We start from the raw sequence: 9,472 nt of genomic DNA on the forward strand, positions 1-9,472 counted from the left end.
TTATTGCTACATTTTTATAACATAAGGTGCGCAATGCCATCGACCATAAAGGTGGCATATGGTGTGATCGGGGTTCAATAAATTGCGAAACAAGGTATACTCCAGCAGTTCCTGAAGATGTTTATTGTACTAAACGCTCCCGTACGAGGACGCTACTGCGCACCTATGACACAATTCGCTTCTCCTGTTCTGCACTCGTTGCTGGATACAGATGCTTATAAGTTGCATATGCAGCAAGCCGTGTTTCATCACTATTATGATGTGCATGTCGCGGCGGAGTTTCGTTGCCGAGGTGACGATCTGCTGGGTATTTATGCCGATGCTATTCGTGAACAGGTTCAGGCGATGCAGCACCTGCGCCTGCAGGATGATGAATATCAATGGCTCTCTGCCCTGCCTTTTTTTAAGGCCGACTATCTCAACTGGCTACGCGAGTTCCGCTTTAACCCGGAACAGGTCACCGTCACCAACGATAACGGTAAGCTGGATATTCGTTTAAGCGGCCCGTGGCGTGAAGTCATCCTCTGGGAAGTTCCTCTACTGGCGGTCATCAGTGAACTGGTACATCGCTATCGCTCACCGCAGGCCGACGTTGCGCAAGCCCTCGATACCCTGGAAAGCAAATTAGTCGACTTTTCGGCATTAACCGCCGATCTCGAGATGTCGCGCTTCCATCTGATGGATTTCGGCACTCGTCGCCGTTTTTCCCGCGAAGTACAAGAAACCATCGTTAAACGTTTGCAACAGGAACCCTGGTTCGTTGGCACCAGTAACTACGATCTGGCACGTCGGCTTTCCCTCACCCCGATGGGAACACAGGCGCATGAATGGTTCCAGGCGCATCAACAAATCAGCCCGGATCTTGCCAATAGTCAGCGCGCTGCACTTGCTGCGTGGCTGGAAGAATATCCTGACCAACTTGGCATTGCGTTAACCGACTGCATTACTATGGATGCCTTTCTGCGTGATTTCGGCGTGGAATTTGCCAGTCGTTACCAGGGGCTTCGCCATGATTCCGGCGACCCGGTAGAATGGGGCGAAAAAGCCATTGCACATTATGAGAAGCTGGGAATTGATCCGCAGAGCAAAACGCTGGTTTTCTCTGACAATCTGGATTTACGCAAAGCGGTCGAGCTTTATCGCCACTTCTCTTCCCGTGTGCAATTAAGTTTTGGTATCGGTACACGCCTGACCTGCGATATCCCCCAGGTCAAACCACTGAATATTGTGATTAAGCTGGTGGAGTGTAACGGTAAACCGGTGGCGAAACTTTCTGACAGCCCTGGCAAAACTATCTGCCATGACAAAGCGTTTGTCCGTGCGCTGCGTAAAGCGTTCGACCTTCCGCATATTAAAAAAGCCAGTTAATATCATCAGGGAGCCATAACGGCTCCCTTTTTTGCCTTTTATTCCGAAATCTTTTGTCCCATCTGCGAATTCTGCTTGTCTGATTGCAGATGCCAGGTAACATAGGTATCCCCCCATTGACGGGTGGACAAGTGTTTATTTTTTCCGACTATTAACAGAGAGAATATTATGAGCGTTGTGCCTGTAGCCGACGTACTCCAGGGCCGCGTAGCCGTTGACAGCGAAGTCACCGTGCGCGGATGGGTGCGTACCCGCCGAGATTCAAAAGCTGGCATCTCCTTCCTCGCCGTTTATGACGGTTCCTGCTTTGATCCTGTACAGGCTGTCATCAATAATTCTCTGCCCAATTACAATGAAGACGTCCTGCGTCTGACCACCGGTTGCTCGGTCATTGTGACGGGTAAAGTCGTGGCGTCGCCGGGTCAGGGGCAACAATTTGAAATTCAGGCCAGCAACGTTGAAGTTGCCGGCTGGGTTGAAGATCCAGATACTTACCCGATGGCAGCAAAGCGCCACAGCATTGAGTATCTGCGTGAAGTCGCTCACCTGCGTCCACGTACCAACCTGATTGGCGCTGTTGCGCGCGTTCGCCACACGCTGGCACAGGCGCTGCATCGCTTCTTTAACGAGCAGGGATTCTTCTGGGTTTCAACGCCACTGATTACCGCATCTGATACCGAAGGCGCTGGCGAAATGTTCCGCGTTTCAACGCTGGATCTGGAAAACCTGCCGCGTAACGATCAGGGCAAAGTGGATTTCGACAAAGACTTCTTCGGTAAAGAGTCTTTCCTGACCGTATCTGGTCAGTTGAACGGTGAAACCTACGCTTGCGCATTGTCCAAAATTTATACCTTCGGCCCGACTTTCCGTGCAGAAAACTCCAACACCAGCCGTCACCTTGCGGAATTCTGGATGCTGGAGCCGGAAGTGGCGTTTGCTAACCTGAACGATATCGCCGGTCTGGCTGAAGCCATGCTGAAATATGTCTTCAAAGCGGTTCTCGAAGAACGTGCAGACGACATGAAATTCTTCGCTGAACGCGTAGATAAAGATGCTGTCAGCCGTCTGGAACGCTTCATTGAAGCCGACTTTGCGCAGGTTGATTACACCGATGCGGTAACCATCCTCGAAAATTGCGGTAAGAAATTTGAAAACCCGGTTTACTGGGGCGTGGATCTCTCTTCCGAGCATGAGCGTTACCTGGCAGAAGAACACTTTAAAGCGCCGGTCGTGGTGAAAAACTATCCGAAAGATATTAAAGCGTTCTATATGCGCCTCAACGAAGACGGTAAAACCGTTGCGGCTATGGACGTTCTGGCTCCGGGCATCGGTGAGATCATTGGTGGTTCACAGCGTGAAGAACGTCTGGACGTACTGGACGAGCGTATGCTGGAGATGGGCCTGAACAAAGAAGATTACTGGTGGTATCGCGATCTGCGTCGCTACGGTACTGTTCCGCATTCCGGTTTCGGTCTTGGTTTTGAACGTCTGATCGCCTACGTGACTGGTGTGCAAAACGTGCGTGACGTGATTCCGTTCCCGCGTACTCCGCGTAACGCCAGCTTCTAATTTAGTTTTTCCGAGAGCCAGCGCCCGCTGGCTCTTTTCTATTCCCTTCTGTCAAGTTATCTGTTTGTTAAGTCAATCAATCTATTTGCAACCCTGTCACAACAACCTTCCTGTTACGTAATATTTCCACGTAATATTTATGAACAAAAAATAATCCGCATTCTTATTGCGGATTAGTTATTTCTTAGCTGATAGCACAATTTTTATACTTCTTATTGGCTTTCTGGACGTCTGAACCTGTGTTTTAGCGAAGCCACTGAGAGGAATTATCAGAGCGAAAATTTTCGTTTAGCTAAATTTAATATAAGGAAATCATATATATAGATCAAACTCTCTGCAAATATCATTAAAGTCTAATGGAAATATGACGGCGTTCACAAAGTTCCTTAAAATTTACCTTTGGTTACATATTTTTTCTTTTTGTAACTATATCTTTATATTTGTAGCACTTTCACGGTAGCGAAACGTTAGTTTGAATGGAAAGATGCCTGCAGATACATAAAGACACCAAACTTTCATCAATAGCTCCGTAAATATTTATTGACGAAACTTATTGACGGCAGTGGCAGGTGTCATAAAAAAAACCATGAGGGTAATAAATAATGATGAAGCGCAACATTCTGGCAGTGATCGTCCCTGCTCTGTTAGTAGCAGGTACTGCAAACGCTGCAGAAATCTATAACAAAGATGGCAACAAAGTAGATCTGTACGGTAAAGCTGTCGGTCTGCACTATTTTTCCAAGGGTAACGGTGAAAACAGTTACGGTGGCAATGGCGATATGACCTATGCCCGTCTTGGTTTTAAAGGGGAAACTCAAATCAATTCCGACCTGACCGGTTACGGTCAGTGGGAATACAACTTCCAGGGTAACAACTCTGAGGGTTCTGATGCCCAAAATGGCAATAAAACCCGTCTGGCGTTCGCTGGTCTGAAATTTGCTGATGCTGGCTCAATCGATTACGGTCGTAACTATGGTGTTGTTTATGATGCACTGGGTTACACCGATATGCTGCCAGAGTTTGGTGGTGACACTGCATACAGCGATGACTTCTTCGTTGGCCGTGTTGGCGGCGTTGCAACTTACCGTAACTCCAACTTCTTTGGTCTGGTTGACGGCCTGAATTTCGCTGTTCAGTACCTGGGTAAAAACGAACGTGACACCGCACGTCGTTCTAACGGCGACGGTGTTGGCGGCTCCATCAGCTACGAATTCGAAGGCTTTGGTATCGTTGGTGCTTATGGTGCTGCTGACCGCACCAACTTGCAGGAAGCTCAGCCTCTTGGCCAGGGTAAAAAAGCTGAACAGTGGGCTACTGGCCTGAAGTATGATGCAAACAACATCTACCTGGCGGCAAACTACGGTGAAACCCGTAACGCTACGCCGATCACTGGCGGCTTTGCCAACAAAACACAAGACGTTCTGTTAGTTGCACAATACCAGTTCGATTTCGGTCTGCGTCCGTCCATCGCTTACACCAAATCTAAAGCGAAAGACGTAGAAGGTATCGGTGATGTTGATCTGGTGAACTACTTTGAAGTGGGCGCAACCTACTACTTCAACAAAAACATGTCCACCTACGTTGACTACATCATCAACCAGATCGATTCTGACAACAAACTGGGCGTAGGTTCAGACGACACCGTTGCTGTGGGTATCGTTTACCAGTTCTAATAGCAGACCTCTTTGTTAAATGCCGAAAAAACAGGACTTTGGTCCTGTTTTTTTTATGCCTTCCAGAGCAATCTCACGTCTTGCAAAAACAGTCGGCGTTTTCATCAGTAATAGTTGGAATTTTGTAAATCTCCCGTTACCCTGATAGCGGACTTCCCTTCTGTAACCATAATGGAACCTCGTCATGTTTGAGAACATTACCGCCGCTCCTGCCGACCCAATTCTGGGTCTGGCCGATCTGTTTCGTGCCGATGAACGTCCCGGCAAAATTAACCTTGGGATTGGTGTCTATAAAGATGAGACGGGCAAAACCCCGGTGCTGACCAGCGTTAAAAAGGCTGAACAGTATCTGCTCGAAAATGAAACCACCAAAAACTACCTCGGCATTGACGGCATCCCTGAATTTGGTCGCTGCACTCAGGAACTGCTGTTTGGTAAAGGTAGCGCCCTGATCAATGACAAACGTGCTCGCACAGCACAGACTCCGGGTGGCACTGGCGCACTACGCGTGGCTGCCGATTTCCTGGCAAAAAATACCAGCGTTAAGCGTGTGTGGGTAAGCAACCCAAGCTGGCCGAACCATAAGAGCGTCTTTAACTCTGCAGGTCTGGAAGTTCGTGAATACGCTTATTATGATGCGGAAAATCACACCCTTGACTTCGATGCACTGATTAACAGCCTGAACGAAGCTCAGGCTGGCGACGTAGTGCTGTTCCATGGCTGTTGCCATAACCCAACCGGTATCGATCCTACACTGGAGCAATGGCAAACGCTGGCGCAGCTTTCCGTTGAGAAAGGCTGGTTACCGCTGTTTGACTTCGCTTACCAGGGTTTTGCTCGCGGTCTGGAAGAAGATGCTGAAGGTCTGCGCGTTTTCGCTGGTCTGCATAAAGAACTGATCGTCGCCAGTTCCTACTCTAAAAACTTTGGCCTGTACAACGAGCGCGTTGGCGCTTGTACTCTGGTTGCTGCTGACAGTGAAACCGTTGATCGCGCATTCAGCCAAATGAAAGCGGCGATTCGCGCTAACTACTCTAACCCACCAGCACACGGCGCTTCGGTTGTTGCCACCATCCTGAGCAACGATGCGTTACGTGCGATTTGGGAACAAGAGCTGACCGATATGCGCCAGCGCATTCAGCGTATGCGTCAGTTGTTCGTTAATACGTTGCAGGAGAAAGGTGCAAACCGCGACTTCAGTTTCATCATCAAACAGAATGGCATGTTCTCCTTTAGCGGTCTGACTAAAGAACAGGTACTGCGTCTGCGTGAAGAGTTTGGCGTGTATGCGGTGGCTTCCGGTCGTGTTAACGTAGCCGGGATGACGCCAGACAACATGGCTCCGCTGTGCGAAGCGATTGTGGCTGTGCTGTAAGCATTAAAACCAATGAAGCCCGCTGAAAGCGGGCTGAGGTTGCTGACAAACGCAGCATTGCCTGATGCGCTACGCTTATCAGGCCTACGCGTCCCCTGCAATATTTTGAATTTGCACGATTTTGTAGGCCGGATAAGGCGCTCGCGCCGCATCCGGCATAAACAAAGCGCACTTTGCCAGAAATCCAGGCCCGCATTGAAAGCGGGCTTTTTTATATGCCTTTACCAGACGGGCATTTCGTCTTGCAGGAAGGGATTATGCAGGCGCTCATAACCAAGAGTGGATAATGGCCCGTGACCCGGAATAAATGTCACGTCATCGCCCAGTGGCAGCAGTTTATCTTTAATCGAAGAGATCAGTTGATTATGGTCACCACGAGGGAAGTCACTGCGCCCTACTCCGCCTTTGAAAATAACGTCGCCAGAAATGAGTAGTTTTGACTGATTATCAAAGAAGACCACATGACCCGGCGTATGCCCAGGGCAATGTAACACCTGTAAAGTCACATTCCCTATGCTGATAGTGTCGCCTTCGTTCAGCCAACGATCCGGCGTTAGTGGCTGACACTCCTCCAGACCGAACATACGGCTTTGCGCAGGCAAGCCTTGCAGCCAGAACTCATCTTCTTTTTCCGGCCCAAGAACCGGCACGCCGTAATGTTGCGCCAGTTCCGCCGCCGCGCCAACATGATCAAGGTGACCATGCGTCAGCAGGATCTGCATTAGCGTCAGGCCGCTGGCATCAACTTCCTGTTTGATTTTTTCCGCATCGCCGCCAGGATCAACCAGTGCAGCCAGGCGAGTTTGTTCACACCAGATCAATGAGCAGTTCTGGGAGAATGCAGTGACCGGAATAATACGATAATTCATACTGCCCCTGTTTTGTTAAGCGATTGTTACCAGTGCCGTGCTGGCCCGGTATCAATATGCACAAAGTTACTACGTGGGTAATATCCTACACCACCTGCACGCATAGATAACGCTGCTTTGCGAATATTGCTTAACGCGACACCTTCAATATGGAAATCCATCGCCTGGCCTTTGGTGTGATAGCTTTTCTTCGCTACCCCACGGCTGTGCGCGCGTAGTTCATTGTTGGTATCAATGGAGCGATAACCGGAAATGAGTTGCACCGGTTTGCGGGTGCCTAACAGCCCTTGCAGGCGATACAACTGGTCGAATAATCCTGGGTCGATGGACTTTATTTTGTTCGCGCGGAAATCGCGGAAAAAATGGTTTAGTTTTGCCAATTCTTCCTGAATATAGCCTCTGCCATCGAAAAACTCCGCTTTAATGGACTCTCCGGTATGGAGATTGTTGAGTGTCAAAATACGCGGACGTGGGGTAGAGAGTGTCGCAAACGCAGGGGTCGGCAAGATGGCGGCACCAAGTGCAACGCCACCAAGCGCCAGCAGTTTACGGCGATTAGCGTCGAATTTGTCCATGATAATCAAGTCTACAGGTCAATGTTATCGTTTATATGCACTTCTGGCGCACAAGAGGCACCTTAACCGCGCATAAAGCTAACGTCAAGATGACTCAATCCCAGCAGTGATGGGGGCTAGCGAGAATAGCCCCCAATTTTGCCAATTATTACGACAACTGATTTACCCGAACTACTTCATTTATCTGATTAATTGTTCCGCTTTCGATACAATTTGCGAGCTGGATCGCGCAGGCAGATCATAATTGTAAATATCTGTACGATATTGAGTACGACCATCTGCACCGACAAAAGCGGTCAGGTAGTAGAGATTAACCGGGATCGACTGACGGATATTGACGTAACGGGTATCTCCCTGCTTCAGGGCGTCGGAAATACGCTTGTCATTCCAGCCTGCATCCTGCAACAGCATATTTGCCAGATCAGATGCCTTATTCACCCGCACACACCCTGAGCTTAACGCGCGTGTATCACGCTTGAACAGATTGTGATTAGGCGTGTCATGCAAGTAGATAGCGTCTGAACTCGGCATATTAAATTTATACCGTCCTAGCGAATTTCGTGGGCCAGGAGCTTGCTGGAAGCGGAACGGTAAATTCGAGGCGGTAATCGTTGACCAGTCAACCTGCCACGGATCAATCGCTTCTTTGCTGTTCCAGCCGCGCATCACCGTATAGCCATGACTTTCCAGATAACCCGGATCGTTACGCACTTTCGGCAGAATATCTTTGCGTGCCAGCGTCGGCGGTACGTTCCACGGCGGATTCACCACCACATTGTTTAAAGCACTGCTCATCATCGGTGTTTTGCGGTCAGGACGGCCGACAATCACCCGCGAGTCCAGCACCTGATTACCGTTCTGGTAATAGACCAAAGAATAGGCGGGTATATTGACCATGATGCCAGTAGAAAGCTCCGCAGGCAGCAAGCGTAAACGCTGGATGTTGAGTGCCAGCACACCTGCACGCTGGGCTGGCGTTACATTTAACCAGTCCCGAGTTGCCGGACCAATAGCGCCATCGGCTCCCAATCCTTGCCATGCCTGAAAACGTTTAACGGCTTCCACCAGCTCATTATCGTAGGCAGCGCGTACGGCTGGCGCAGGTTTACTGCGAGCCGTAGTTTGCCTGTCCATCGGCTTAGTTTCTGCTGTTTCGACGGCAACGGCGGACGGACTCACGACTGCATCTGCGGGTGTTTCATCGCCAGGGAGCGCAATTTTCGGCCCGCCTTCGAGCATTCCCGTACGCTGCAAAATCTCGCGCAGTGCTGGTACGTCATTACTCCACTGGCCAGGACGCAGCGTTGCTTTACCGGTCAGTTGTGGCCACGGTTTCGTATCGCTGAGTAAGGTCAATAAAGATTCATGCATCGCGGCATATTGCGGATGCTGCGGAGCCAGTCCTGCAACAAACGTTGGCAACTGACCATTATTTAGCGCCACCTGCCATTGGTTAATGACCGAGAGCGGTGGTGTAGAGAGCGCATAAGGTTTACTGCTGTACAACCAGTGCGTACCTTTGACCGGAATGTTGGCAACGAAATGGAGATAGCCCAGCATTGCATCCGACAGCACTACGTCGCGTGCCAGACCGTTAACGCCAGGATCAGTCAGTAACTCTACCCATTTATTAAACTGCGGCTGAAAACCGGCAATCGCCACTTCCGCCAGTTGCTGCTGGAAGGCTTTTACCGCATCACGGTTTTCCCACATAGGCTGCATGTCACGTGCGGCATACAGCAGTTGAAGCTGGTTAAGATAAACCGGCTTATAACCTGCGGGTAATTGAGATTCGATTTGTGTGCGAGCGTTTTCCGCCGCACCCTCTGGTAGCGGCTGAAGTCCCGCCATAATTGCCGTAGCTTGCGCTTGCGGCAGTGCATCTCCCTGTTCGCTAACAGCCACCGGGCTGTCGCCAGGGATTACTTCAGGCTCATCAGCCTGCACACTGAACAGTGGAGCGAATGTTACGGCCAGACACAAACTTATTGCCGAAAGCCGACGACCACACATCATGTTAAGCAACATCCCTTGCCCCCTGTT

7 protein-coding genes are annotated in these 9,472 nt (G+C 49.9%); 4 read left to right on the forward strand and 3 right to left on the reverse strand.

The features are described 5' to 3' along the window. The first annotated feature begins 165 nt into the window (after window positions 1–165). The 4 genes from pncB (at window position 166) to aspC (ending at window position 5,985) form a co-directional block, all read left to right on the forward strand. Window positions 166–1,368 carry a nicotinate phosphoribosyltransferase gene (pncB, locus tag LG381_RS18380; protein WP_225762738.1) on the forward strand — a complete coding sequence of 401 codons (1,203 nt, stop codon included), beginning with the start codon at window positions 166–168 and terminating at the stop codon, window positions 1,366–1,368. Between the two features lie 168 nt (window positions 1,369–1,536). Next, entirely contained in the window at window positions 1,537–2,937 is a 1,401-nt protein-coding gene (asnS, locus tag LG381_RS18385; RefSeq protein ID WP_000117892.1) for an asparagine--tRNA ligase, read from the forward strand. Window positions 2,938–3,539: 602 nt separating this feature from the next. Further along, a complete protein-coding gene (gene ompF / locus LG381_RS18390; protein WP_000977930.1) occupies window positions 3,540–4,610 on the forward strand; it encodes a porin OmpF in 1,071 nt (356 codons plus the stop codon). A gap of 184 nt (window positions 4,611–4,794) precedes the next feature. Then, a complete protein-coding gene (aspC, locus tag LG381_RS18395) occupies window positions 4,795–5,985 on the forward strand; it encodes an aspartate transaminase (RefSeq protein WP_032225483.1) in 1,191 nt (396 codons plus the stop codon). Window positions 5,986–6,206: 221 nt separating this feature from the next. Here aspC and gloC read toward each other — a convergent pair whose 3' ends face one another. From gloC to ldtD, 3 genes are all read right to left on the reverse strand, one after another. Then, a complete protein-coding gene (gene gloC, locus LG381_RS18400) occupies window positions 6,207–6,854 on the reverse strand; it encodes a hydroxyacylglutathione hydrolase GloC (protein WP_001109462.1) in 648 nt (215 codons plus the stop codon). A gap of 26 nt (window positions 6,855–6,880) precedes the next feature. Further along, complete coding sequence (locus LG381_RS18405) at window positions 6,881–7,429, reverse strand: YcbK family protein (RefSeq protein WP_001516120.1); 549 nt, start codon at window positions 7,427–7,429, stop codon at window positions 6,881–6,883. A gap of 180 nt (window positions 7,430–7,609) precedes the next feature. After that, window positions 7,610–9,457, reverse strand: a complete 1,848-nt coding sequence (ldtD, locus tag LG381_RS18410; protein WP_000926032.1) for a L,D-transpeptidase — start codon at window positions 9,455–9,457, stop codon at window positions 7,610–7,612. Window positions 9,458–9,472 lie beyond the last annotated feature (15 nt).

The sequence above is a fragment of the Escherichia sp. Marseille-Q3837 genome (genome assembly GCF_916618735.1).
GTDB lineage: Bacteria > Pseudomonadota > Gammaproteobacteria > Enterobacterales > Enterobacteriaceae > Escherichia > Escherichia ruysiae.